This window comes from Hymenobacter qilianensis (assembly GCF_014638675.1).
GTDB lineage: Bacteria > Bacteroidota > Bacteroidia > Cytophagales > Hymenobacteraceae > Hymenobacter > Hymenobacter qilianensis.
Genome location: NZ_BMFN01000003.1, coordinates 479,171 through 504,786 on the forward strand (window position 1 = coordinate 479,171; position 25,616 = coordinate 504,786).

Here is a 25,616-nt window from a genome sequence, read left to right on the forward strand (position 1 = left end):
TTAACGGGATGCGTCAGACGAAAAACTCGCGCACAATTGGATCGTCCAGCTGCTGCAGTTCCTGAAACGTGCCCTCGGCGTAGCAGCGCCCCTCCACCAAAAGAGCTACCCTGTCGGCGGTGAGGCGCACACAATTCATATCGTGCGAGATGATGATGGAGGAGGTCGTGTATTTCTGCTGCACCTCGCGGATGAGCTGGGAAATTTCACGCGCCGTTATCGGGTCGAGGCCCGTGGTGGGCTCGTCGTACAGAATAATTTCGGGCGGAATGATGAGGGTGCGGGCCAGAGCAATGCGCTTGCGCTGCCCACCCGATAGCTCGGCCGGCATCTTATCGATTGTTTCGACCAGCCCCACGTCGTCGAGCGCCTGCATCACCATACTTTCCTCCTGCCCCCGCCGGTCGGCCATCCAGTGGCGTCGGAGAGGGAAAAGCAGGTTTTCGCGCACTGTCATGGAGTCGTAGAGGGCGTTGCTTTGGAAGAGAAACCCCACTTTGGTTCGCAGCTGGTCCAGCTCATCGTGGCCCAGAGCACCCACCTCCTGACCCAGCACGGTAATGCGGCCCGCATCAACGGGCAGCAAGCCAATAATACACTTAATAAGCACTGACTTACCAGAGCCCGACTTGCCCAGCACCACCAGATTCTCGCCCCGGTGCAGGGTAAGCGAAAAATCCTGCAGCACGTGGTTGTCGCCAAACGACTTGCTCACGTGCTCCACCGTGAGCACCTCCTCGGCAGGCGAGGTGGCAGTAGCAGCTGACAATGGGGCAGAATCAGGAAGCATGGGAATACAAGAACAAGAGTTCAATTAGCTATTTGAGTAGCTGGTACGCTGTTATCATGGCACTAATCAGCACCAGAGAAGTATAGATGAGTTTGGTGTTTTTGGCCAGCCAGTTAGGCAGGTAAATATCGAAATTATCGGCCGCCGATTCGGAGTATTGCCGGGCCAATATCGTCAGCGGACAGAAGAAGTTGAATCCCAGGAGTACCAGCCCTTCCAGCGCTATTAGGCCGTAGCCCAGCCAAAGCCAGTGGTTCAGCCGGCCGGTAATGGCCGCGTAGAGCAAGTAAAAAATAACGACGTTGAAAAACAGCCATATCAGCGTGTGCAGCCCTTTTATGAGACTCAGTGCCAGATGTTTATTCATGGCCTTGATAACAAGCGTGATAACAATACCTAAAGGGCTACCTCTGGCTCAGTTGAGACCCAGGGCGCTGGTTATCTGAACGGCCAGCAAATCGAGCAGAAAAATGACGAGCGACGAGACGACTACCGCCGAGTTGGCCGCCCGCCCCACGCCCTCCGTTCCCTTGTTGGCGTTGTAGCCTTTGTAGCAGCCGATTATACCGACGGCAAAGCCAAAAAAGAAGGTTTTGATTACCGCGGGCACTACATCGCCGAAGGTCAGTGTAGAGATGATATTGTTGGTAAACAGGGCCAGCGTGGTGACACCTTTCAGATTGATGCCGATATAGGCTGCGTACAGGGCAATGGCGTCGGCGAGCAGGGTGAGTATCGGTAGCATGAGCGTGGTGGCCAGCACACGTGTGACCACCAGGTACTTAAACGGGTTGGTACCAGCTACTTCCATGGCGTCAATCTGCTCAGTCACGCGCATCGAGCCCAGCTCGGCCCCGATGCTGGAGCCGATTTTGCCGGCAAAGATCAACGCCGTGATAATGGGGCCCATTTCGCGGACAATGGTCAGCCCCACCATGGTCGGAATCCAGGACTCAGCCCCAAACTGCGCCATGGTGGGCCGGCTTTGCAGGGTGAGCACTATACCCATGATAAATCCTGTAATGCCTACCAGCGGCAGCGACTGATACCCAACAACGTAGCACTGATACAGCAGCTCCTGCACCTCGTAGCGGGGCCGAAAGCCATGACGAAAAAACCGCCAGGCGAAGTTTGTAATGGCCCCTGTTTCGGCAAGGATCGTACTGTTCATCACATTGCGTTAGTCAGTAAAACCAAGGTAGCATGACCGGAAGCCCCCAGCGGGCTTCAGCAGCTTCATCCAGCACTTAATCTACTCGAGCGCGGATTTGGGGCGGTCTGTGGTGGGCAGCAGCAACACGGGCACCGTACTGATACGCACGACTTCGGCCGACACTCCCAGGTTGAAAATGCTGGTCAGCAAGGTGCGCGGCCGGGCCAGAATCACCACCATATCGGCCTGAATATCAAGGGCAGCCTGCACAATGCCTTTGCTGCGCGGCTGCGAACGAATTTGATAGGTAGTGCACTTGACCTCAGCGGGCAGCAGCCCGCTCTGGCGCACAGCGGCCTCCGCCTTGCTGATGCCGCCATCGGAGGGGTCTTGGGGCGTTACGATATGCACAATGGAATACTGCGCCGACCAGCTCTCCAGCACCGACCGAAATGCCAGGGAAGAGTCGGCTAGCTCAAAGGCTTCGCCATCGGCGGCCACGGCCACCAGCCGGGGCAGCGGCAGCACGGGGTCCTGGGCAACATCAGTTTCTTCCGGAACCAGCAGGAGCGGCAGGCCAGTCTGCCGCAGCGCGGGCAGAGCCTGGTTCATCAGCATCTCATCGAGCAAATCATGCTCCGCGGCCAGACCCATCACGAGCAGCTGAGGCTGCCACCGGCCGATTAGCTCCCCCAACACATCGTGCAGATTCCCGGCTTCACTCTCCACAATGGCTGGGGCAGGCAGGTGCCGGGCCAGCGCTGCCAGCGCGTCCAGCGTATCGCGGCGCTCTTGCCGGTAATACTGCTCCGGAATGGTAACCAAGCCCAACTCAGGTTCGAGCGTCGGCATATTCTCCATATGCAGCAGGATTACCTGACCATTGGCGGCGGCCGCCAGAAGCGCCGTCAGATAAACAGCCCGCTGCGACCTGGGGGACAAATCGGTGAGTACCAGAAAGGAAGGTTCCATGGCGGAGACGGAAAGAGTTGACCGAAAACACTGCGTTTAAAGCTCCTGGATGTGGCGCGGTTTAGCAATGACAAATGGCATTTTTCAAGATGACTCTTATCACTTTTTTCAGCAGAAATCAGAACCGTCTGGCTGGTCGCTAAACGGTCATTGGGGGGCTTTTTTCGAAAGGCACGGCATTTACCAGGCTCTTTCCTTGCTCGAAGTCGGTGATATTTTGCAGGGTGATATGGGCAATACCGTTGAGGGCGTTGGTGGTAAAAAAGGCTTGATGGCCAGTGATGAGCACATTATTGAAAGAGAGCAGGCGCATAAATACGTCGTCCTGAATAACCTTGCCTGAGAGGTCTTCAAAGAATAGGTCGCCTTCTTCTTCGTACACATCCAGTCCTAGGTATTTAATCTTCTCCGATTTAAGCCCCTTGATAACGGCCCGTGCATCAATAATTGCCCCCCGGCTGGTGTTAATGAGCATTACCCCGCTTTTCATCTTCGCAATAGACTCCTCGTTGATCAGATGATGGGTTTGGGGCGTGAGCGGGCAGTGCAGTGAAATGATGTCGGACTGCGCGTAGAGGGTATCGAGGTCGGTAAGCTCCACTCCTATCTCCTGGCATTCCGCGGTTGGCCTGATATCATAGCCCAGCACCCGACACCCAAAACCCTTCAGAATACGGGCCGTGACTATGCCAATAGTGCCCAGCCCGATAAGGCCCACGGTGCTGCCGTGCAAATCGAAGCCCATCAGACCCGTCAGGGCGAAGTTGCCTTCCCGCACACGGTTGTAGGCGCGGTGCGTGTGCCGGTTGAGCGTCAGAATCATCGCCAGCGTGTGCTCAGCCACGGCGTAGGGCGAGTAGGCCGGCACCCGTACTACGGGCAAACTCAGGGCTGCTGCCGCTTTGAGGTCCACGTTGTTATAGCCCGCGCACCGCAGGGCTACCAACCGCACGCCGTTGTCGGCCAGTTGGTGCAGCACTGGCTCACTCACCACATCGTTCACAAATACGCACACAACCCCGGCACCCTGGGCCAGCACGGCCGTTTGGGCGTTCAGTGGCACTTCCAGAAACCGGAGCTGGTGACCGAACTCCGCGTTGGCTTCGTTGAAAAACTGCTGATCGTAAGGCTTAGAGCTAAAAAACGTGATGTTCATGCGAAATGGATAAGGAGTAAAAGCGGGAGGTCTGCGCGTATGTTATCAGCCCCCCAACGCATACAAGGCGACTACTCAGTGCCCTGACGGACGGGGTCAGCATCGTATTGCATTTACTAAATATACAACTAAAAGCCCCCCAGCGGTAATAATTCCGGAGGGAAACGCAGGCCGCGCCGTACACCGCCCGGCCGGCTTCGCGCAGGTTTCGCGGCCCCTGACCCTGATCGGAAGTTCTTTTGTACGTCGGAGATATATACGCTTGGCTGAATAAATATTGCTTGAAACTATGTATGTACATTAAATGTATATACATTTGTATTCGCTTTAACAATTCAGCAATCCAGGCATACTGCGCAAGAGTCCGCGATTTGTTGGTGGATGCTGGCCCTGAGATAGCGTTTGTACCCAGATCGGACCCGTTTCTGATCCTCTCCATTTTACTACTCGAACATTGATCATGCGAACCGCCCCCACTACTTACCCCGTCAGCGACATGATTCGGCAACGCTGGAGTCCCCGCTCCTTTAGCACCCAGCAAGTAAGCGCCGGAGAACTTAGCCGCGTATTTGAAGCTGCTTCGTGGGCTTTTAGCGCCATGAATGAGCAACCCTGGCGCTATATCTACGCCGATCAGTCGGACCCGGAAGCCTTTAACCGCTTGTTGGAGTGCCTGGTGCCCGCCAACCAGGCCTGGGCCAAACATGCCCCTGTGCTCATCCTTTCTTTGGTAAAAACGCACTACGATAATGGCCACCTAAACCGTACCGCGCAGCACGACGTGGGCGCCGCCAATGCCACGCTTACGCTCGAAGCTACCGCCCTCGGCCTGTCGGTGCATGCCATGGGAGGCTTCGATCTGGACCGCACCCGCGAGCAGTTTGATTTGCCCGAAAACCTAGAGCCCGTGATCTTTTTGGCCCTGGGCTATGCCGGCCCGGCCGAACAGCTGGACGAACCCCTTCGCAGCCGCGAAAATGCCCCCCGCCAGCGCAAGCCGCTCGACGAGTTTGTATTTGCCCACCAGTTGCCCGTAACGGTATGAAAACCAGCATCACCAGGTCCGACGAGCGGGGCCGCAAAGACATTGGCTGGCTGAAAAGCAACTTCACGTTTAGCTTTAGCAGCTACGCCAACCCCGAGCGCAATGGCTTTGGCCTGTTGCGCGTGTTCAACGACGACTTCGTGCAGCCCGGCAACGGCTTCGGCATTCATCCGCACACTAATATGGAGATCATCTCCGTGATGCTGGCCGGGAGCATGAACCACAAAGACACCCTGGGCTACACCGAAGTAGTGCATCAGGACTGGGTGCAGATCATGAGTGCTGGCACCGGTATGCGCCACGAGGAGCACAACGTGGGCGATGACGAGGTAAACTTCCTGCAAATCTGGATAGAGCCGAAGCTACAGAATATTGCCCCCCGCTACCAGCGTCGGCAGTTTCCGGAGGCCAAGCGGAAAAACCAGCTGACTACGATTGTCAGCAACGAGGAAGGACAGGCGCATTGCTGGATAAACCAGAACGCCAAACTCTCCCTGGGCTACTACGAGGAGCCCCAAACGGTGGATTACCGTTTCAATCCGCTGAATAAAGCCCTGTTTCTGTTTGTCATCAGCGGCAGCATCACGCTGGCTGGCCAGACCCTTCAGGCTCGGGACAGCATGGGCATCTGGGAAACGGACCACGTTAGCTTGGAGTGCGCTACGGATACGCGCTTTTTACTGATTGAAGCGCCTATAAATCATTAAGTTATAATTGACAGTCTATTACAGAAAAAAGCCGGCGGTTTGTTACCGCCGGCTTTTTTTGTTTTTGGATTAGGTTGTTGAAGAAGGGTTCAGGCTCTGGAGAATTTGAGAATGGATACCATACTTTTATATATTGGAGACAGCCGATTTTCTTGACAAGCTTACATAAAAGATCTTCTAGGACCGTTATTCTTACCCGGCAGCAACGCGGTAGCACCCTCGCCCCTTGCGCGTCGTTCAGCCGCGTATCTAGGCCCCAAGCGACTCCCCCTATGGACACTTTCTAGCTCTCTTGATTTAGCTCCCGCATAATTTCGGCAAATAGTCGAGCCGATTTGATTCGGTCATCCAGGGCGTACATGGTCGAGGCGGTGATGAGTTCATCCGCGCCCGTTTCGGCCAGGAAGGCCTGTAGCTGGTGCTTTACAGTTTGCTTGCTGCCCACAAAGGAGTACTTCAGCATTTGCTGCACCGAAGGGTGCTGCCACATTTCCTGCAGCTCATCGGTCATGGGCGTAGGCGGCTGGACGGGTGCTTTCGTATCGCCGGTCAGCATCCCCACAAACATGCGGATGAGGCTCGTAAACAACTGCTGGGCCTCCGCGTCGGTATCGGCCACGAAGGCATTGAGGGCCACGATAACGTAGGGCTGCGGGAGTGCCTCCGACGGCGTAAACTCTGCACGGTAAATCCGCAGCGCGTTGAGCAAGTGATTGGAGGCAAAGTGGCTGGCAAAGGCGTAGGGCAGGCCCAGCTTGGCCGCTAGGTGCGCGCTGTCGGTGCTGGAGCCCAAGATGTAGAGGGGCACGTCGGTGCCCTCGGCCACGGGCGCCCGCACGGCCGCCTGCCGGTTGGCGGGCGAGAAATACGTCTGGATTTTGCCGACTTCGCGGGGAAACGACTGGGCCGCCTGCATAAAATCCGAGCGGATGGCCTGCGCGGTTTGCGTATCGGTGCCCGCCGCCCGGCCCAGCCCCAGGTCGATGCGGCCGGGGTAGAGCTGCGCCAGGGTGCCGAACTGCTCGGCGACAATCAGTGGCGAGTGGTTGGGCAGCATAATGCCCCCCGAGCCCACCCGGATGGTGGCCGTGTTTTCGGCCACGTACCCGATGAGCAGCGACGTAGCGCTGCTGCCCACATTAGCGGAGTTGTGGTGCTCGGCCAGCCAGAAGCGTTTATAGCCGTGCTCTTCGGCAGCCTGGGCCAGGGTCAGCGCGTGATGCAGGGTCTGTTGCAGCGTGGTGCCTTGCGACACGATGGCCAGCTCCAGCATGGAATAGGCAACCGGCGGCTTCTGCTCGCGACGGGTGCTGTTGACGGATAGGGACATGGTTTTTGGTAGTAATGCAGCGGCTATCCTGTCTAGATGGCCGCTGAAAGTGGAGTGAGGCATGATCATCGCGCATGATGACGGGCATAGGAACCCGGGCGCTGCTGGGCGTTATGCAGTACCGAGCGCTCGATAGCTACGATGGCTTTGTGCGTGCGTTCAGTCTCCGGCAGTTGGTAGATCTCTGTAAAGACACGCTCGCGCTCCAAGGCCGACACGTCTTTGTCGGCCAGTGCCAGAGCCTTGGTCAGTTCCGGGGCGGTGAGCTCGGTGCAGTAGGCCGGCGTGCCGGGCTGCTGCCGCCACGAGTCGGCCAGGCTGCCAGCGTCCACCGCGTCGAAGCCCAGGTCGTTGCCGAGGGTGGTCAGCACCTGTTTTGCCCGCGCGTCGTCGCCGGCCAGGGCCAGGGCAATGCGGCCGGGGGTACCGGGGGGCGTGCCGCCGCGGGCAATCGTCTCGGCCAGCAGGTTATTGAGGAACTTGGTGACGGGGCGGCCCAGCTGCTCGGCCACCCACATGCCCTCGACCTGGCCCTGCTCCAGGGCCTCAATACGGCCGTCCCGGAAAGGGATGTAGTTGCCGGTATCCGCCACGATGACGTCGGCGGGCAAAGATCGGAACAGGTCTTTGAGTTCCTGGGGCAAGGCGGCCAGCACGTTGAAGTTGAGGCTAGAAACCAAAACGTCAACGTCCTCCGCTACCTCTTGCTGGGTGGCGGGGGTGGCGCTAAGCTCCTGTGCCATGCGGGCCAGTTCTTCGGGTGGGCGCGTGTTGGTCACTTTTACTTGGTGGCCGGCGGCGACCAGGTACTTGGCCAGGGGGGCACCGACGAAGCCGATGCCAATGATTCCGATTTTCATGGGAGTAAAAAGAGAAGTATAAATATCCGTTTGTTAAGGCCGCAGGGGCTGCTTGGTGCGCTGGAAAACCCTTCTGGTAGGGCAGCCCCCGGTGCTCGTGCGGGGAAAAGAACATGCCGCGGAAGGGCAACACCATTAATAAACACTTAAGCAATTACTTATGTTTAAAATGACTAAAAAGCCCGCCAGTGCATGCGGCGGGCTAGCGGGATACCATCTTATTATTCCTACAGCAGTTGCAGGAAGCTCTCGAGTTCTCGCCGTTTGGCTGGGTTGATGGCCAAGTGCTTATTACGGCCTTCTTTGTGCGAATCGACCAAGCCTGATTCGACCAATATCTTAAGGTGCTGCGACATGGATGGCTGACTGATAGGTACGAATTCAAATAAGTCCGCGCACCCCTTGTTCGTCCCCTTGGCGATTTCCTGCAGGATTCGCAGCCGAGTCGGGTCACTGAGGGCTTTGGCTAGTTTGACGAGAGAATTGGTATCCATTACCGGGGCAAGTTGCCATATTTTTACGCATGCGCATGCGCTGATGTATTCAACAGCGCTAGTCAGCCGAAAGTTTTCTGCGCTTCCTTACTTATTTGCCCAGCTGAGGGGGGCAGCGGTTGGTAGTCAAACTACAAAGTGGACTTTTTTCAAATGAGCGCCATGCTTCAACCAACTCAACATGACCCGAAATGGTATTTCGCTTTCACCTCAGACCAGGTCTACTTGCCGACTAATCGACCCAACGGGTGTTGACGGTCTTATACATAGTAACCTCCAAGTAGGAATTTCTTGTAGTTGGGGATGGATGTGTAGTAGCGCGCTAAATTGTCTTATCGCTTCTAGCCAGCTACTAAATTCCGCTGGAACAAGACTTTAGCCCTAACAGAACAGCCTAGCTTATATTTGCAGCATGAAGCCGCCATTATTCCATCCGGGCCAGCAGGTTATCTGCACCAACGATGACTTTACCTTGCTGCTGGTGCAAAACCCTAATATTCAGACGCCCAAGCGGGGCCCTATCTATACCGTGCGCGGCGTGTACGATACACATCGGGGCTACGGTATTACGCTGCTCGAGATCAATAATGCCGACGTAGCGCCGGGCTTTCCGGAGGCCAACTTCCATGAGTCTCGCTTTGCCCCGGTACCGCCTTTTGAAGAGATTGAGCTTGCGGAGGTAATGGAAGAATACCAAACCGCGTAACCGCCACCATCCGCTTCACCAGGGCGCTACTACTCTTGCCTTATGCTAGGGAGCCTGTTGTACTTTGCCCCCCCAGGCAGCATGCTGCTTATACCCAGCACATTATTGTCAGGCAGGAGCTCAAAAACAGGCACATAGTCACTGCTATGTCTTTTTTGGCTTCTACAATAAGCTCCCCGGTACTCGGATCGTATTGGTTTTTCATATACCAAGGCAGTTATATTATTTGAGGAGCGCGATAGCAAACACATTGCCAAGTATTTCCTTAAAAAGATATAACCCTAGTATGGCAAACGGAGGGGTACGACGCGCGCGGCTAGACGCAAGGTGTTGCATATCTATACCGCTTTGGCGCTGCTTGTAAACGGCTTTGTTGATTCAGAATGGAGCGTTGAAATAAGAATGTAAAAACTGCTATATTAGATTAGGCCGGGTGTGAGGCAAACGGCGCTTTCTCACTACCGCTTATTACGCATTCATCTTCAAGAGCTTCCACCCTACCCACCCATACCAGCCCGCGCCACCATCATTGTTTCCTTCCCGCGAACAACATATCCACTTCACTTAACAGGATAACGCTATGGATACGCAACTGGAACAGATCCGAGAGCAGCAAAAGGCAACGTGGAATAAGTTTTCGCCGGGCTGGCGCAAGTGGGACGACTTTACCATGAACTGGCTAAAGCCCATGGGCGATGAGATTATTCAGGCCCTGCAAATACAGCCAACCGACACGGTGCTGGATATTGCGGCTGGCACCGGGGAGCCCGGACTAACTATTGCCGGCCTGGCCAGTCGCGGGAAAGTGGTTATCACTGATCTGGCGGAAGGCATGCTGGAAGTAGCCTGCGATAAGGCCCGCCAAAAGGGAATCAGCAACTTTGAAACAGTGGTGTGCGATGTCAGTGAGCTGCCGTTTGATGATGCTACTTTCGATGCCGTGAGCTGCCGCTTCGGATTTATGTTTTTCCCGGATATGCTGCTGGCCGCTACCGAAATGCGGCGCGTACTGAAGCCGGGGGGCAAAATTGCCGCCGCCGTGTGGGGCGTACCCGACAAAAACGTGTGGGTAACGGCCATTATGGGCACCATCCAGCAGAATATAAGTCTGCCCGCTCCTGCGCATGGTGCGCCGGGCATGTTTCGGTGCGGCAGCCCGGGCTTTCTGGCAGGTCTGTTTCGGCAGGCTGGATTTAACAACGTGTCGGAAAAGGAGATAACCGGCAAGCTAGCCTGCGGCAACAACGAGCGCTACTGGAGTTTTATAAACGAAGTGGCGGCACCAGTAGTGGCGGCCCTAAGCAAAGCGGATGAGGCCACCACCGAAAAGATTAAACAGCAGGTATTTGAGCTGGTAGATCAGAAATATCCTGATAAGAAGGCGGCGCTTGATTACGGAGCTGTGGTCGTGACAGGCGAAAAATAGAAAATTGCACTTTGCCGAAGGTGCCTTACCTTCGCTTACACCTCTATCTCTGCTTACCTAACGCCGGCTGTTTCATGTCTGAAGTTCCTTCTTGGCTACTCCCCGAGGACGAAGCCGCCCGGCTAAGCACCCTGCGCTCCTACGACTTGCTGCCGGCACTCCGCGAAACGGTTTTTGATGAGCTGGTGGCCCTTACGGCCCGCATTTTCAGCCTGCCCATTTCGCTGATTGCCCTCGTAGACGAAGAGCAGGTATTTTATAAAGCCAACCATGGCATGCCGGGCAATGAAAAGCAGCCCCGGAAGGAAGCTTTGTGCTCTACGGCTATTCTCAACGAAAAAGCCGTGGTGTATCAGGATGTGGAACAAGAACAGAGTCCGCTGATTACGTCGCAGGCGGCGCAGGCGGCCCGCACCAACCAGCTCCGGTTTTACGCAGCAGCTCCCCTGCGCATGCCCGACCGCCAACCCATTGGTGCTCTGTGTATTATAGATCGGCAACCCAGAGTTTTCAGTGAAGATGAGCAGCGCATGCTGGAAAAACTGGCGGCCGTGGTGAGTCATACGGTGGCTGTAAGGCAGGTGTGCCGCACCCAGCCGGATGGCGAAACGCGCTGGAAGATGGTGCGGATGCAGTTGCAGGAAGAGGTGCAGGCACTGCGGGCGCTGGTGCGCTACCTGCTCACGCGCTACGGCACCACCGTGCCCGTACCACCGGCGCTGCTGGCGCAGTTTGAGCGCCGCCTGCCCGACCTGCACGAGCTGCTCGATCAGTACCAATACCAGGAGTAGCTACGCCGCCCGCGTTTTCGGCTGGGTGCGTTGATGGCGAAATTTGCCCCCCAGATAGCTTTTCCAGCCTGTTAGTTCAGGCCTACTTTGCCTTTCATCGTCTCGAATAGCTTGGCTGAATCGAAGCCCACGCCTTTCTTGAACACGATTTCCATGCGGCGCACCTGCTGAATATCCTTTTCCGGGTCGCCATTGATCAAGATCAGATCGGCTTGTTTGCCTGCCTCAATGGTGCCAATTTCTTTCTCGCGCCCCAGATAGATTGCGCCGTTCAGGGTGCTGATTTTGATGGCCTGAACCGGCGTAAAGCCGCCCTCCACGAGCAGCTCCAGCTGGCGGCGGTTGGAATAGCCCGCAATCGTGCGGCCCGCGCCCGTGGGATCGGTGCCGGATACTAAAAGCCCCCCAGCGTCGTAGAACTGCTTTTCCCACACCATTTCTTTCTTGAACAGGCGCAGGCTGGCTGTATCCTTATTCTGGTTTTGCTGCCAGGTGGCCTGCTCTCGCTCCTGTAGTTGCGGAATCAGGGCTTCCATCCCGCCGCCCAGCACTACTTCGCGGCCCGTATATGGCTCAAACACAGGCAAGGTGGAGGTAAGAGCCACACGCTTACTGACCAAAAAACTGATCAGACTTTTCATCTCCGGACTGTTCACCGGCAACCGCAGCAGCGCCTGGCGGGACGCTGGGTAGTCGGCCACGTCGGGGGCTTTGTTGGGCATGAAGTCAGAGCTGGCCATAAAGCCGTGCTCAAGGTTGTCGATGCCGATTTCGGCGGCTTCCCGGTATGTGATGGAGGCCAGATGGCCCGTTACCTTGAGCTTGCGCTGGTGGGCTTGCTCCACCACGGCCTTGAGGTCGGCGCGGGTGGCGTGCATGTACATCTTAAAGGAAGTGCAGCCTTTATCGGCCCAGAATTTCGTGCTTGCGGCTGCATCCTCGGGCCCATTGATGGTGTTCAGGGCCGGAATATCCAGGCTCGGCTCTTCCATGTAGGGCGCCGTCACGTCCATGTCGGGACCGATGAGCTTGCCCTCCCCGATCAGGCGCTTGATGGCCAGATCGGTTTGGGGCTCAATGCTGCCCGCCGTGCGGATGGTGGTAGCACCGCCGGCCAGGTACAGGCGCGGAAAGGAATACGGCATCTGGGCGATGTTGAAAAAGCCCCCCATCGGCATGGTGTAGTACAGGTGCTCGTGCAGCATCACCAGGCCGGGAATCAGCGTTTTGCCCGCGCAGTTGATCACCTTCGCGTCGGCGGGCACTTTCACCTTTTTCACCGGCCCCACCTGCACGATCCGGCCCTGCTTGAGCAATACAGTTTGGTGCAGCAGCGCCGGCCGACCCGTTCCGTCAATGATTTTGGCATCGACCAGGGCCACGGACGGCTCCTGCACTTTGATGAACTCCTGCACTTGCGGAGTAAACTGCTGGGCAAAGCCGGGCACAAAGGAACCTAGCAGGAGAAGAGCGCTCAGCACCAGATGCCAACGAGTAGAAAAAGCCATAAAAGAAAGTTGGCGTGAAATGCACGAGTATACGATACAAGCGACCCGTTGGGGGTGCCCGCCTCTCAACCCTAAAGTAGCGCTAAAAAGCCGCTCCCGCTACCTACTGCGGCAGATACAGATGAAACGTAGTGCCCTTCCCCACCTCGCTTTCAACCTCAATTTGCCCCCCAGCCTGCGCCACCAGTCGGTTTACCAGATACAGCCCGATACCTACGCCCTCCACCTCGGGGTGAAAGCGCCGGAAAAGCTGAAAGAGCTGGCTCCTGTGGCGTTCAATGTTAATTCCGCGCCCGTTGTCCTGCACGCTTAATACGGGCACTTCGTTTTCGAGCCTTGTGCTTACCCGAATACGGGGCGGGCGGCTTGGGTCGGCATACTTGAGCGCGTTGCTGAGGAGATTGTAGAGAATACTTTGCAGGGCGGTACGGGCAATGCGCAAGGTGGGCACGGCCGAAAAATCAAGCGTAAATACCTCCTTTACCTCCCGGGGCTGCAAGCTGCGTACAATTTCCTCGGTGAAGGGCAGCAAGTCTACCGCCTCGGTAGCGGCCTGCTCCAGCTCCCGGGGCCGCTGCACTACCTCCGTCAGGCCTTCAATAGTTTTCAGAATTTGCTGCAAAGCCTGATCAAACATGCCGATCATCTTGTCGGCTTCGGGGTCATGGAAGGTGGCAATGGCCTTGAACTCGGCCAGCAGTCCGGCCATATTATGGATGGGCTGCTTGAGGTCGTGGGAGGCAGTGTACACGAAGCCGTCCAGGTCGGCATTGATGCGGGTGAGCTGCTCATTCTGGCGCTGCAGCAGCTCCTGCTGCTTTTCGGCCTCCTCTTTTGCCCGCACCAGCTCCTGCTCAAACTTGCGCCGGTCGGTGATATCGAACAGCGTAACGCGAATGAGCAGCGGGTTGCCTTCGGTATCGCGGCGCAGCACCGCATTCATCAGCACGGGCAGAACGGAACCGTCCTTGCGGCGCAGCGAGTAGCTTATTTCCCGTACCTGACCCTGCAAAATGAGCAGGGGCGCACAGTGCATTTCGTAGTGCAGGCGCCCACCCACCGTAAATAGCTGCTGCAGGCACAAACGGGCCACCAGCTCCTCACGCGCGTATCCCAGCCACTCCAGCATCGTCTGATTTACCTTTACCAGCGTGCCATCGGGCAGGCAGGAACAGTAGCCGCAGGGCGCGTGCTCGTAGAGGTCATCCGGATTTTCTTCCGTCAGCCGCAGATCAAGTTCGGGCAATGGCTTTTCGTCAGCCTCACTCATAGGCTGGATACGCTAGTTACCGGTTCTAGATACGCCTTGATAGCTTTGATAGTAGCTTCTGGGGCACTCAAATGCGGACAATGGCCCGAGGTATCCAGCACCACGAGCTGGCTGTGGGGTATATGCTGGTGCAAAAAGCCCCCCACGGCCAACGGGGCCAGCGCATCGTAGGCACACTGCAAAATCAGCGTTGGGGTGCGCACCAAGGACAGATCAGCGCGATTATCGGACAGGAAAGTGACCCGGGCAAAGTGCCGGGCAATGGTCGGGTCGGTGTTGCAAAAGCTGTTGTTAAGCTCCTCCGTCAGCACAGGCCGGTCGGCATGGCCCATAATCATGGGCGTGATGGCCGCCGACCAGCCCAGGTAGTTGTTGTCCATGGTTTCCAGCAGCTCCTCAATGTCCGTGGCCTCAAAGCCGCCGGTATAGCCGGCATCGTTGAGGTAGCGCGGCGAGGGCGCCACCAGCACCAGTCGGGAAAACAATGCCGGCTCCTGAATGGCGGCCAGCACCCCGATCATGGCACTCACGGAGTGGCCCACAAACACGACATCCGACAGATTCAGCGTCCGCAGTACTTCTCGGATATCCTCCGCGTGAGCGGCTAAGCTGCTGTAGCGAGCGGGGTCGTAAGCCGTCAGATCTGACTGCCCGGCGCCTACCAAATCAAGCAGTATCACCTGGTAGTGCGCCTCGAAAGCCGGAGCTACCAGCCGCCACATGCGCTGGTTGCAGCCAAAGCCGTGCACAAAAACCATGGCCTGCGAACCGGCCCCACTTATCCTTACATTATTGCGCTTCAAGACGTCCATAGCTGCGAATCTAGCCGGTTATACGAGCCCGGCACCATCTTGATACCGCAACCCGAGCCGCAAAGGTAGACGACGCAGTCAGCAACCTCCAGCAGAGGGTCTTACAAATTCCGTTTTTGGGGCAAAGCCACCCGCCACGCGCTTTTAGATGGAGCTTACCTGAAACTCGCCTTGCGGTTGGGTTGGCGCCTGCACTACCGGCTGCTTCTGCCCGCTCATGAGCAGCAGGTAGGAGCCGGCCGAAATAAAGAATCCCACAAACCACGCGTAGTCGTACACGGCCACCAGCCAGGGCCACACCGCGCCCTTGGGCAGCAGGCCAATGATGGTAAGAAAGCCGGGAATGTTCGGCAAAATGCCCCCCAGAAGCGCCAGCAGGGCTTTCACGTTGAAACCACTCTGGTAAGCATAGCGCCCATCGTACTGATAGAGGTCGGGCAGGTGCAGCAGCTGCTTGCGGATAAAATAATAATCGGCAATCATGATACCGCCAATAGGCCCCAGCAGCGCCGAGTAGCCCACCAGCCAGGTGAAAATGTAGCCCGAAGGATCGGCAATCAGCTTCCAGGGAAAGATCAGGATGCCGATGATGCCGGTGATGTAGCCGCCCGTTTTGAAGCTGATCCGGGCCGGCGACAGGTTGGCAAAGTCGTTGGCCGGACTCACAATGTTGGCCGCAATGTTGGTAGCCAGCGTGGAAAGCGCCACCGCCACCATCGCGATGCTCACCAGCAGCTTGCTCTCAAACCGGCCCGCCAGCACCACCGGGTCCCAGATGGTTTGGCCGTAAATAATAAAGGTGGCCGAGGTAACCACCACCCCAATGAAAGCGAAAAGCGTCATGGGCAGCGGCAGGCCCAGCGCCTGGCCCACCACCTGGGCCCGCTGGCTTTTGGCGTAGCGCGTAAAGTCCGGGATATTAAGCGACAGCGTGGCCCAAAATCCCACCATGCCCGTCAGCGACGGAAAAAAGAAAGCCCAAAACTCCGCCGACGAGCTGAATTTAGAAGGCTGTGCCAATATCGGCCCCAGTCCATTGCCCGCCTGTATGGCCCAGAACAGCAGAGCCAGCGCCGCGAAAGGCAGGAAGAACGCCTTGAACACGAGCAGCTTGCGGATGCTGTCTACCCCGCGGTGCACCACGACCATATTCAGCAGCCAAAACAGCAGAAACAGCAGCGCCGGCCCCGTCTCCAAAGACCACGAAGCGGGGAAAACGGCCTGCAGCGTAGCCAGCGCCGGCACCCACAGCTTGGCCATTTGATACAGCGCGTATCCTCCTATCCAGGTTTGGATGCCAAACCACCCGCAGGCAATAATGGCGCGCAGCATAGCCGGAATATTTGCCCCCCGCACCCCAAAACTCACCCGCGCAAACACTGGAAACGGAATGCCATAGGTAGCGCCGGCCCGCCCGTTCAGAATCATCGGGGCCAGCACAATGCTGTTACCCAGAAAGATAGTCAGGATAGCCTGCCACCAGTTCATGCCGCCCTCAATAAGGGAGCTAGCCAGCATGTACGTCGGAATGCACAGGCTCATGCTGATCCAGAGCGCGGCGTAATTCCAGGTATTCCAGGTGCGCTCCCCCAGGGCAACGGGGGCCAGGTCTTCACTGGTCAGGCCGGGCGCTGGGGGGCTTTTTGGTAGCTGCTGGGTCGTTTCCATTTGAAAACAATTTACTCGTATAAATAACTGAATTACTTATATATACACCGCGCTTTCTCCAGCAGCAAGTAAGGTCACTCTTTCCTTACCAGATCATTCACTACTGAAGCTGGCGTTCCCAGTTGGCGGGCCTTGCCAGGCAGGGTTTTGTGCTTTTCTTTTCCAAGGGCGGCGGTGGGTTCGGGCACCCAATGATGCAGGCCGCCGGCCCGCTCGTCGTTGAAGTCGGTCGGGATGGTGCCGGCCAGGGTGCGCTCCTTCCAGGTCAGGTGTTCGGTGCCATCGTCGGTGCGCTCCATGGTGATGCAGTTTTCAACGGGGCACACCAACGAGCACAGATTGCAGCCTACGCAGTTTTCCTCAATGATTTCGGGTACGCGGGTGCCTTCACGCAGGCCAATGGCTTGGTGGGCCCCGTCTTCACAAGCCGTGTAGCAGAGCTGGCAGCCGATGCACTTATCTTCGTGAATGTTAGCCGTAACCTTGTACTTCAGGTTGAGGTCTTCCCAGTGCTTCACGTTGGGCAGCGCCTTCCCGACCATGTCATAAATGGTGTGGAAGCCCTTCTCCGTCATGTACTGCTCCAGCCCTGCCGTCATCTCGCGGATGATGCCGAAGCCGAAGTGCATGGCGGCCGTGCACACCTGCACTGAGCTGGCTCCCAGCAATATATGCTCCACGGCATCGCGCCAGTTCTCAATCCCGCCGATGCCGGAGATGGGCAGCTGCACGTACGGATCCTGGGCGCAGTTTTTCACCATGTTCAGGGCAATGGGCTTCACGGCCGGGCCGCAGTAGCCGCCGTTCGTGCCCTTGCCATCCACAATGGGGTACGGCGCAAACTGGTCAAGATCAACCCCCACGATGCTCTGAATGGTATTGATCAGGGAAATGGCGTCGGCCCCGCCTAAGCGGGCGGCCCGGGCGGGCTCCGTGATATCGGTAATGTTGGGCGTGAGCTTCACAATGACCGGAATCTGAGCTACTTCCATCACCCATTCCACGATGGTGCGCAGCACGTCCGGCTCCTGCCCTACCGCCGAGCCCATGCCCCGCTCGCACATACCGTGGGGGCAGCCAAAGTTAAGCTCCACCCCGTCGGCGCCGGCGCTGGTCACGTCGCGCATAATCTGGTGCCATTCTTCCCGGCTCTGCACCATGAGAGAGGCAATGACGGCGTGGTGGGGAAAATGCTTTTTCACTTCCTCAATCTCCCGCAGGTTATCGATCAGTGGCCGGTCCGAAATCAGCTCAATGTTGTTGAACCCGACCAAGCGCTTGTCGCGGTAATTAACCCCGCCGTAGCGGCTCGATACGTTCACGACCGGCACGCCCAGCGTTTTCCAGACCGCCCCACCCCAGCCGGCATCAAAGGCCTTCATTACCTGGTAGCCTGAGTTGGTAGGCGGCGCCGAGGCCAGCCAGAAAGGATTTGGCGACTTAATTCCGGCGAAATTTATGGAGAGGTCCGGCATGGAAGAGTCAATTGTAAGAGCGCCATTGAGCGCTCACTCGTTGGGTACTTAGTTATAGTGCTTCACTAGCGCCGCCTACACGTTGGGGGCTTTTTACCTAGCCGACAGGTAGTGGTGAATGCCGCGAGCCGCCACCTTGGCTTCAGCGGCAGCATTTACTACTTCCGCACCGCCATTCAGGGCATCACCGGAGGTAAAGTATTGGGGGTTCGTGGTTTGATACGTGTGTGCATCAGCTACAATCCGGCCTTTGCCATCGAGCTGCAACCCAGGAATTAAGCTCAGAAAAGACGTTTGTTTGGCTTGGCCGGTGGCTTTGATCACCATGTCGCAGGGCTCCACGAACTCGCTGCCGGGCAGGGCCTGCACTTGCCCATCCACGGTGGCCGTGCGAATAAACCGGACGCCCGCTACCCGGCCATTGCCCACAATCTCGACTGGGGCCACATTGAACAGGCCCTTTACGCCCACACTCTTGGCCAAATCGTACTCAAACTCGTAGGCGCCCATATCATCTTTGCCGCGCCGGTAAGCCAGAATCACGTCTTCCGCACCCAGGCGCGCCGATTCGGAGGCCGCGTCCATAGCGGTGTTGCCGCCGCCCAGCACAATCACCTTGCGGCCCACCAGTATCTGGTGGTGCTCACGCCGAAGCTGCTCGATAAACTCCACGGCCCCCACGCAGTTTTCGCGCTCCTCACCCGGCAGCAGCAAGGCGTTGGTTTTGCCCAGGCCAATGCCCAAAAAGATGGCATCGTAAGCTTCTTCGAGCGCCAACAAATCGGGCCGCGAGCAGATGGGCGAATTATATTGAACCCGGTAGCCAAACTGAGCCTGGAGATAGTCCATCTCGGCCAGCACTTCCTCGTTGGTGATTTTGTAGGGCGCTACGCCGTGCACCGTGAGGCCCGAGGGTTGGCTTTTGGCTTCAAATATGTCCACCTCATAGCCCAGGGCCCGCAGTTCACAAGCGCAGGAAATGCCGGCCGGACCCGCCCCGATAATGACCACCTTGCGGCCGTTCGGCTGCCCCGGTTCAAAAAGGTACTTGTGGCTCTCAACTACTTGGCGCGTAGCAAAACTTTGCAGGCGGCCAATCTCTATCGGCTTCACATCCTGCAAGTTGTACACGCAGGCCCCTTCGCATAGCACCTCTGTGGGGCACACCTTACCGCAGGCGTTGCCGAAGTAGTTGGCCTCGTAAATAGTACGGGCGGCTCCAGTCACGTTCCCCGTATTGATCTGCCGGATAAACTGCGGAATATCAATACCCGTGGGGCAGGCTTTTATGCAGGGCGCATCGAAGCAAAACAGGCAGCGCGAGCTTTCGTACAGCGCCTCCGTATTATTCATCCGGGGCTTAAGCTGGGCGAAGTTCGCGTGAAACTCCTGTTCGGAAGTGGGGGGCAAATACTCGGCCATTGGGCTGGCAATCAGTTAGAAAGGTCTTATTCGTTTGTTCATCATCTTACTACTGTCACCCATTGGCCATCCTTCCCTCCGTCTGTCATCCTGACGAAGGAAGGACCTTATGGGATGAGAACGAGTCGTTGTTACACTAGGCGTTCTGGCGTGATAAGGTCCTTCGCAAGCTCAGGATGACAGACGAAAGATGACAGGGAAAAAGATATGATAGCCAAATAAAGGCGCTCAGCAGCCTACAGCTCCACCAGCTTCTCGTAGGTTTCGGGGCGACGGTCGCGGAAGAACTGCCAGGTGGCGCGCACCTCCTCAATCATGTCGAGGTCAAACTCTGCTACCAACAACTCATCTTTATCCTCGGAGGCTTGGGCGAAAATTTGCCCCCTGGGGTCCACGAAGTAAGACGAGCCATAGAACTTGCCCAGATTCCAGGGCTTTTCCTCCCCTACGCGGTTGATGCAGCCCATAAAGTAGCCATTGGCAGCGGCGTGCGCCGGCTGCTCCAGTTTCCACAGATACTGCGAGAGGCCCGCCACCGTAGCTGAAGGATTATATACGATTTCGGCTCCGCTCAACCCCAGCACACGGGCGCCATCAGGGAAGTGCCGGTCATAGCAGATGTAGACGCCGATCTTGGCGTATTTGGTTTGAAAAACGGGGTAGCCGAGGTTGCCGGGCTTGAAAAAATACTTCTCCCAGAAGCCCGAGGTGTGCGGGATATGGTTCTTGCGGTACTTGCCCAGGTAAGTGCCATCGGCATCAATGACGGCGGCCGTGTTATACAAAAAGCCCGCGGCCTCCTTTTCATACACCGGCACGATGATGACCATGTTGTACTTCTTGGCGTACTCCGCCATGCGTTCCGTCGTGGGGCCCGGCACCGCTTCCGCCGACGCATACCAGGCATTATCCTGGCCGGGACAGAAGTAAGGCGTGTTAAAAATCTCCTGCAAACACAGGATTTGCACGCCCTGCTTACCCGCTTCTTCTATGAAGGGAATATGCTTTTGCACCATCGCTTCCTTGATTTCCGCAATGGAACCTTCGCCCTCGGTCATGGGCAAACTCATCTGGATAAGACCGGATTTAATCATTCGTGGCATGAGCTGAGGGATTCAGGGTTGGAGAGTTGGAAGAGTATCGAAGCTAAAAGCGAAGGAGGAGCTAAGGGTAGTTAGCCAAAGCGGTAGAACAACTCGCGTTTGTCATGCAGAGCATTCTGCGCATGAAGCAGCGACGAAGCATCTCGCGTGCTGACTCAAGGTTAGTAATCTAATGGCGCGAGCGAGATGCTTCGGCTCCGCCTCTGCATGACGGTCTTGGAAAAAGCCCCCCGCTTTAGCTTTTATCATCTTAGTATAAGTTAGTTAGAAAATCGTTGGCCCGCGTTTGATGAACTGCCCGTAGCCTTTCTCCACCTGAGGTTGGCCATCGAGGATGGCCACCTGTCCGCGCAAGACCACGGTTTCAATCTTGCCTGTCAGCTCCCAGCCTTCGTAGGCCGAGTAATCGACGTTCATGTGGTGGGTGGCGGCGGAGATGGTGTGCTGGCGCTCGGGGTCGATGATGATTAAATCGGCGTCGGCGCCGATGCTGATCGTGCCTTTGCGGGGAAACATGCCGAAAATTTTGGCCGCGTTGGTGGCCGTCACGGCTACGTACCGCTGCAAGCTGATGCGACCCTTGCTCACGCCTTCCGAGAACAGCAGTTCCATGCGGTGCTCAATGGCGGGGTGCCCATTCGGGATTTTGGAAAAGTCATGCTGGCCCATTTGCTTTTGCTCCCACAGAAAAGGACAGTGGTCGGTGCCCACTACTTGCACTAGGCCTTGATTAATGCCCGCCCACAGCGTTTCCTGGTCCTTTTTCTGGCGCAGCGGCGGCGACATCACCACTTTTGCCCCCTCGAAATCCTCACCGTAGAGGGAGGCATCGAGCAGCAGATACTGAATGCAGGTTTCGACAAAAACGCGCTGGTTGCGGCGGGTTGCTTCGCGCACCTGGTTCAGGGCGCCCTCGCAGGTCAGGTGCACGATGTAGGCATTGACGCCTGTGTAATTGGCAATGTCAGTGAAGCGGCCGGAGGCTTCCGCCTCAGTTACTTCTGGTTGGGACAAATAGTGGTACAGCGGCGACATCTTGCCTTGGGCGCGGTGCTGAGCTATAAGCGTGTCAATCATGTCGCCGTTGGTGGCGTGCACCGTTACTAGGGCGCCGTGCTTTTTTACTTCCTGCATAAGGCCCACCAACTGCGCATCATCGATCATGAGCGCGCCTTTATAGGCCAGGAACACCTTGAAAGACGTGATGCCCTCACCCACCATTTCCGCAATTTCGGCCTTGGTCTGCTCATTAAAATCCGTCACGGCCATGTGAAAAGAGTAGTCACCGACGGCGTTGCCGGTGGCCCGCCCCTGCCACTCCGTAAGGGCTTCGCGCAGGGAGTGCCCCTGTTTCTGAAGCACAAAGTCGATGACCGTGGTGGTGCCGCCGTGCAGGGCGGCGCGGGTGCCCGTCTCGTGGGTGTCGCTGCTGAAGGTGCCCATGAAGGGCATATCGAGGTGGACGTGCGGATCGATGCCGCCGGGCAGCACCAATTTGCCCCCCGCGTCGATTACCTGATCCGCGGTATCGGGCAGGTTGCGGCCGATAGCGACGATGGTTTCGCCCTCGATAAGCACATCACAAACACTGTCGGAATCAGCCGTCACGACACGGCCGTTTTTAATGAGCAGAGACGCCATTCAGAGAGGAAAAGTGTAGAGGATAGGGACTAAAAATTTATCATTTTTTCTTTACAAATTCAAATAGCTATATGTGGTTAAATTTTCCCTTACCCAAGTTTTAGCCAAACCAAATCCTAACCTCCAGCCACAGCCGGAGTTCAACAGCACTATTTAACTGGCTCTAAAGCAAGGAAAAAAGCCCCCCAGACGCGCTATTAGCCGTGGGTATGCTGGTCGGCAATCCGGATAGCCTGGGAAATAATGTCTAATCCTTCTTCCACTTCCTCTTTAGTAATATTTAGCGGCGGCGCGATAAAAATATAATTCCAGCGCACGAAGGTGTACATACCCAGCTCCCGAATCTTGGCCGCCACCTGATTCATAACTTCCATCTGGTCGGGCGCGGCGTTCCAGGGCGCCATGGGCTCCTTCGTGGTGCGATTCTTTACCAGCTCCAGGCAGCCCAGCAGGCCCGTGTTGCGCCAGTCGCCGATGCTGGGGTGCTCTCCCATCAAATCACAGATGCGGGCGTCCAGGTAGCGCCCCATTTTGGCCGCGTTCTCCACCATGTTTTCCTCCTCGTAAATGTCGAGCACCGCGACGGCCGCCGCGCACGACACGGGATGAGCCGAATAAGTCAGGCCAAGAGGCAAGGGCTTGTCATTGAAGGAAGCGGCAATCTTTTCGTCCACCATCACGGCCCCTAGGGGCAGGTACCCGGCCGTGATGCCTTTGGCCATGGCCATCATATCCACTTTCACTCCGTGGTGGTCAGAACCGAACCATTTGCCGGTGCGGCCAAATCCGCTCATTACCTCGTCGGCAATGAGCAGGATGCCGTACTTGTCGCAGATGCTGCGCACCCGCTGCCAATACGTTGGGGGATATTTTATGCAGCCTGATGTCCCCGATTCGCCTTCCATCAGAATGGCGGCTACGTTGCCCGGCCCCTCATATTGAATAACCCGTTCCATGTGGGCCGCTGCCCGCTCGGCGCACTCTTCGGGCGTGGTGCTGTACCAGGGGCAGCGGTAGAAATAAGGGTTTTCCACGTGCACCACGCCCGGCATAGCCTGGCTGTCCACGGCCAGCTTGCGCGGATCGCCGCCGGCACTGATGGCGCCGTACGAAGCACCGTGAAAAGACAAATAAAGGGTTACGATTTTGTGGCGGCCGGTGTATATGCGTGCCAGCTTAATGGCATTCTCAATAGACTCCGCTCCGCCTAAGGTGAAAAAGGCCTTGGTCAGGTTGGGGGGCGTTATTTCGGCCAGCCTCCGCCCTAAGTCGCCGCGGGTTTTGGTAATCATGCCCGGATACACGTAGCTCAGCTCCTGCATCTGCGCGGCCACCGCCTCCGTCACTTTCTGATTGCCGTGGCCGATGTTCACGTTCATCAGCTGGGAGGAAAAATCAATGTAGCGCTTCCCATCACGGTCGTACACATATACCCCCTCGGCCCGCTCAGCATTTATCGGGTTCAGCCCCGCCTGCTTCGACCAAGAGAAAAGCGTGTAGTCAAGGTTATCTTGTAGGATCTGCTGCTTATCGTGGGTGAGGGTTTCCATGGTGGGGTAGGTTTATTTGTTTTTGGTCATGCTTGATCTGGCGTCCGCTTGCCGATGGAACTTTACTGTAATAGTAAACTCAACGAAGCGGCAGAGATGCTTCGACCAGCGGACGCCAGATCAAGCATGACGGTTACTTTGGCAACATCAGCATGCGAGATGCTTCGCTGCCGCTCTGCATGACGGCCTTTATCGATTAGGTTTCTAACTCATCCAGTTCGTGCGCGACTCAGGGTTCCACTTGGTGGTCACCTTCTTAAGCTGGGTCCAGAACTCGATGGAGCTTTTGCCGGTAATGTCGCAGGCGCCGAACTTCGACTCATTCCAGCCCCCGAAGGAGAACGGCTCCCGCGGCACGGGTACCCCGATGTTGACCCCGATCATGCCGGCCGAGGCGTTTTCCATCACATAGCGGGCTAGCCCCCCACTTTGCGTAAACACCGACGCGGCATTACCATAGTTAGACGCGTTTTCAATGGCAAGGGCTTCATCCAAATCGTGGGCCCGAATGATGGCCAGCACCGGGCCGAATACTTCCTCCCGCGCAATGGCCATATCGGGCGTTACATGGTCAATAACTGTGGGACCTACATAGTAGCCATCTTCATTGCCGGCGACTACGGCGTTGCGGCCATCCAGCAGGATATGGGCGCCAGCTTGCTCCGCCTCAGTGATGTAGCGCTCAATTCGCTCCTTGGCTTGGCGGCTGATTACCGAGCCTAGGTTCTTACCCGGTACAATCTTGCGGGCTTCTTCCACCAAGCGGGAAATAATGGGCTCCACGGCACCCACAGCTACCATCGCGGAGCCAGCCATGCAGCGCTGCCCGGCGCAACCCGACATTGAAGCCGCCACATTGGAAGCAGTCATGTCCACGTGGGCATCGGGCAGCACAAGCAGATGGTTTTTGGCCCCGCCCAGGGCCACGCAGCGTTTCAGATTAGAAGTAGCGCGTTGATACACCACTTTGGCAATCTTGGTGGAGCCCACAAACGACACCGCTTTAATATCGGGATGGTCGCAGATGGCCTCCACAATCTCCTTGTCGCCGTGCACGATGTTGAGCACGCCATCGGGCAAACCGGCTTCCTTTAGCAACTCGGCGATGCGGCCGGCGCTGATGGGCACTTGCTCCGAGGGCTTCAGAATCATGCAGTTACCCAAGGCAATAGCGTTCGGCACCGTCCAGTGCGGAACCATATTCGGGAAGTTGAACGGCGCGATGGAGGCCACCACACCCAGGGGCTTGCGGTCCACGCGGCACTCCACGCCCGCGCTTACTTCCATCATCTCGCCGGCTACTAGTTGGGGCAAGGAGCAGGCGAATTCCGTCAGCTCGATGGCTTTTTCGACTTCGGCCCGCGCCTCGTCCGTCGTCTTGCCGTTTTCCTCGCGCACCAGGGCCGTCAGCTCCGTCAAGTGCTTTTCCAGCAAAGTTTTATAGCGGTAGAAAATCTGGACCCGCTCCTTGATTGGCATCGCCGACCAGGCCGGAAAAGCCCCCCGCGCCGCTTCCACCGCTTGGTTCAGGGCATCCATCCTGCTCAGGGGTACCGTCGAGATTACCGCGCCGCTGATGGGGCTGAAAACTTCGAGGGTGCGGGCGCTGGCGTCCGCTACAAATTGTCCGGCGATATAGTTGCGCACCGCGGGGTACTTCAGAACGTCGACTTCCATGGCAGGGTGGGTTTAATCTACTGCAAGTAAAGAGTTTGCGGCACAAAAGCAACTCTGCCA

Annotated in this window: 23 protein-coding genes; 5 read left to right on the top strand and 18 right to left on the bottom strand. The window is 57.0% G+C overall.

Going from position 1 to position 25,616, the window contains the following annotated elements; all coding sequences use genetic code 11:
* Positions 1 to 13 precede the first annotated feature (13 nt).
* The 5 genes from IEW06_RS16495 to IEW06_RS16515 all read right to left on the bottom strand — a co-directional run bounded on the left by IEW06_RS16495 (position 14) and on the right by IEW06_RS16515 (position 4,071).
* Complete coding sequence (locus IEW06_RS16495; protein ID WP_187731721.1) at positions 14 to 790, bottom strand: ABC transporter ATP-binding protein; 777 nt, start codon at positions 788 to 790, stop codon at positions 14 to 16.
* Between the two features lie 28 nt (positions 791 to 818).
* Positions 819 to 1,157, bottom strand: coding sequence for a hypothetical protein (locus tag IEW06_RS16500; RefSeq protein WP_187731720.1), 339 nt, complete (start codon positions 1,155 to 1,157; stop codon positions 819 to 821).
* Positions 1,158 to 1,205: 48 nt separating this feature from the next.
* Complete coding sequence (locus IEW06_RS16505) at positions 1,206 to 1,961, bottom strand: MlaE family ABC transporter permease (RefSeq protein ID WP_187731719.1); 756 nt, start codon at positions 1,959 to 1,961, stop codon at positions 1,206 to 1,208.
* 81 nt (positions 1,962 to 2,042) lie between these two features.
* A complete protein-coding gene (locus IEW06_RS16510; protein ID WP_188548604.1) occupies positions 2,043 to 2,915 on the bottom strand; it encodes a universal stress protein in 873 nt (290 codons plus the stop codon).
* Positions 2,916 to 3,054: 139 nt separating this feature from the next.
* Complete coding sequence (locus tag IEW06_RS16515) at positions 3,055 to 4,071, bottom strand: 2-hydroxyacid dehydrogenase (protein WP_188548605.1); 1,017 nt, start codon at positions 4,069 to 4,071, stop codon at positions 3,055 to 3,057.
* 460 nt (positions 4,072 to 4,531) lie between these two features.
* Between IEW06_RS16515 and IEW06_RS16520 the strand changes: the two genes are divergently transcribed.
* Both IEW06_RS16520 and IEW06_RS16525 read left to right on the top strand, forming a co-directional pair.
* Positions 4,532 to 5,116 carry a nitroreductase family protein gene (locus IEW06_RS16520; protein ID WP_229743151.1) on the top strand — a complete coding sequence of 195 codons (585 nt, stop codon included), beginning with the start codon at positions 4,532 to 4,534 and terminating at the stop codon, positions 5,114 to 5,116.
* On the top strand, positions 5,113 to 5,823 hold the full coding sequence (locus IEW06_RS16525; RefSeq protein ID WP_187731717.1) for a pirin family protein: 711 nt from the start codon (positions 5,113 to 5,115) through the stop codon (positions 5,821 to 5,823). The genes IEW06_RS16520 and IEW06_RS16525 overlap by 4 nt, the downstream gene beginning before the upstream one ends.
* 283 nt (positions 5,824 to 6,106) lie before the next feature.
* Here IEW06_RS16525 and IEW06_RS16530 read toward each other — a convergent pair whose 3' ends face one another.
* The 3 genes from IEW06_RS16530 to IEW06_RS16540 all read right to left on the bottom strand — a co-directional run bounded on the left by IEW06_RS16530 (position 6,107) and on the right by IEW06_RS16540 (position 8,507).
* Positions 6,107 to 7,153 carry an LLM class flavin-dependent oxidoreductase gene (locus IEW06_RS16530; protein WP_187731716.1) on the bottom strand — a complete coding sequence of 349 codons (1,047 nt, stop codon included), beginning with the start codon at positions 7,151 to 7,153 and terminating at the stop codon, positions 6,107 to 6,109.
* Positions 7,154 to 7,218: 65 nt separating this feature from the next.
* Complete coding sequence (locus IEW06_RS16535) at positions 7,219 to 8,013, bottom strand: NADPH-dependent F420 reductase (protein ID WP_187731715.1); 795 nt, start codon at positions 8,011 to 8,013, stop codon at positions 7,219 to 7,221.
* Between the two features lie 227 nt (positions 8,014 to 8,240).
* Complete coding sequence (locus tag IEW06_RS16540) at positions 8,241 to 8,507, bottom strand: ArsR/SmtB family transcription factor (RefSeq protein ID WP_187731714.1); 267 nt, start codon at positions 8,505 to 8,507, stop codon at positions 8,241 to 8,243.
* Positions 8,508 to 8,919: 412 nt separating this feature from the next.
* On the opposite strand from IEW06_RS16540, the gene IEW06_RS16545 reads away from it, so the two are divergent.
* The 3 genes from IEW06_RS16545 to IEW06_RS16555 all read left to right on the top strand — a co-directional run bounded on the left by IEW06_RS16545 (position 8,920) and on the right by IEW06_RS16555 (position 11,430).
* Entirely contained in the window at positions 8,920 to 9,213 is a 294-nt protein-coding gene (locus IEW06_RS16545; protein WP_187731713.1) for a hypothetical protein, read from the top strand.
* Between the two features lie 580 nt (positions 9,214 to 9,793).
* A complete protein-coding gene (locus IEW06_RS16550; protein WP_188548606.1) occupies positions 9,794 to 10,639 on the top strand; it encodes a class I SAM-dependent methyltransferase in 846 nt (281 codons plus the stop codon).
* 74 nt (positions 10,640 to 10,713) lie between these two features.
* Positions 10,714 to 11,430: a GAF domain-containing protein gene (locus IEW06_RS16555; RefSeq protein WP_187731712.1), complete on the top strand. Its 717-nt coding sequence runs from the start codon at positions 10,714 to 10,716 to the stop codon at positions 11,428 to 11,430.
* A 71-nt stretch (positions 11,431 to 11,501) separates the two neighbouring features.
* Here the strand turns inward: IEW06_RS16555 and IEW06_RS16560 are convergent, their stop codons facing one another.
* The 10 genes from IEW06_RS16560 to IEW06_RS16605 form a co-directional block, all read right to left on the bottom strand.
* Positions 11,502 to 12,938, bottom strand: a complete 1,437-nt coding sequence (locus IEW06_RS16560; protein ID WP_188548607.1) for an amidohydrolase family protein — start codon at positions 12,936 to 12,938, stop codon at positions 11,502 to 11,504.
* A 103-nt stretch (positions 12,939 to 13,041) separates the two neighbouring features.
* Positions 13,042 to 14,208: a PAS domain-containing sensor histidine kinase gene (locus tag IEW06_RS16565; RefSeq protein ID WP_187731709.1), complete on the bottom strand. Its 1,167-nt coding sequence runs from the start codon at positions 14,206 to 14,208 to the stop codon at positions 13,042 to 13,044.
* A complete protein-coding gene (locus IEW06_RS16570) occupies positions 14,205 to 15,020 on the bottom strand; it encodes an alpha/beta fold hydrolase (RefSeq protein ID WP_187731708.1) in 816 nt (271 codons plus the stop codon). Before IEW06_RS16570 ends, IEW06_RS16565 begins: the two co-directional genes overlap by 4 nt.
* Before the next feature lie 144 nt (positions 15,021 to 15,164).
* On the bottom strand, positions 15,165 to 16,688 hold the full coding sequence (locus IEW06_RS16575; protein ID WP_188548608.1) for an NCS1 family nucleobase:cation symporter-1: 1,524 nt from the start codon (positions 16,686 to 16,688) through the stop codon (positions 15,165 to 15,167).
* A 74-nt stretch (positions 16,689 to 16,762) separates the two neighbouring features.
* Positions 16,763 to 18,163: an NAD-dependent dihydropyrimidine dehydrogenase subunit PreA gene (gene preA / locus IEW06_RS16580; protein ID WP_187731707.1), complete on the bottom strand. Its 1,401-nt coding sequence runs from the start codon at positions 18,161 to 18,163 to the stop codon at positions 16,763 to 16,765.
* A gap of 93 nt (positions 18,164 to 18,256) precedes the next feature.
* Positions 18,257 to 19,585 carry an FAD-dependent oxidoreductase gene (locus IEW06_RS16585; RefSeq protein WP_187731706.1) on the bottom strand — a complete coding sequence of 443 codons (1,329 nt, stop codon included), beginning with the start codon at positions 19,583 to 19,585 and terminating at the stop codon, positions 18,257 to 18,259.
* A 236-nt stretch (positions 19,586 to 19,821) separates the two neighbouring features.
* A complete protein-coding gene (locus IEW06_RS16590) occupies positions 19,822 to 20,679 on the bottom strand; it encodes a nitrilase-related carbon-nitrogen hydrolase (RefSeq protein ID WP_223284489.1) in 858 nt (285 codons plus the stop codon).
* Positions 20,680 to 20,952: 273 nt separating this feature from the next.
* Positions 20,953 to 22,329, bottom strand: coding sequence for a dihydropyrimidinase (hydA, locus tag IEW06_RS16595; protein ID WP_188548609.1), 1,377 nt, complete (start codon positions 22,327 to 22,329; stop codon positions 20,953 to 20,955).
* A 197-nt stretch (positions 22,330 to 22,526) separates the two neighbouring features.
* The gene (locus IEW06_RS16600; RefSeq protein ID WP_188548610.1) at positions 22,527 to 23,879 is read right to left on the bottom strand and encodes an aminotransferase class III-fold pyridoxal phosphate-dependent enzyme; all 1,353 of its coding nucleotides are present in this window, start codon (positions 23,877 to 23,879) and stop codon (positions 22,527 to 22,529) included.
* 204 nt (positions 23,880 to 24,083) lie between these two features.
* On the bottom strand, positions 24,084 to 25,556 hold the full coding sequence (locus tag IEW06_RS16605) for a CoA-acylating methylmalonate-semialdehyde dehydrogenase (protein WP_229743152.1): 1,473 nt from the start codon (positions 25,554 to 25,556) through the stop codon (positions 24,084 to 24,086).
* Positions 25,557 to 25,616 lie beyond the last annotated feature (60 nt).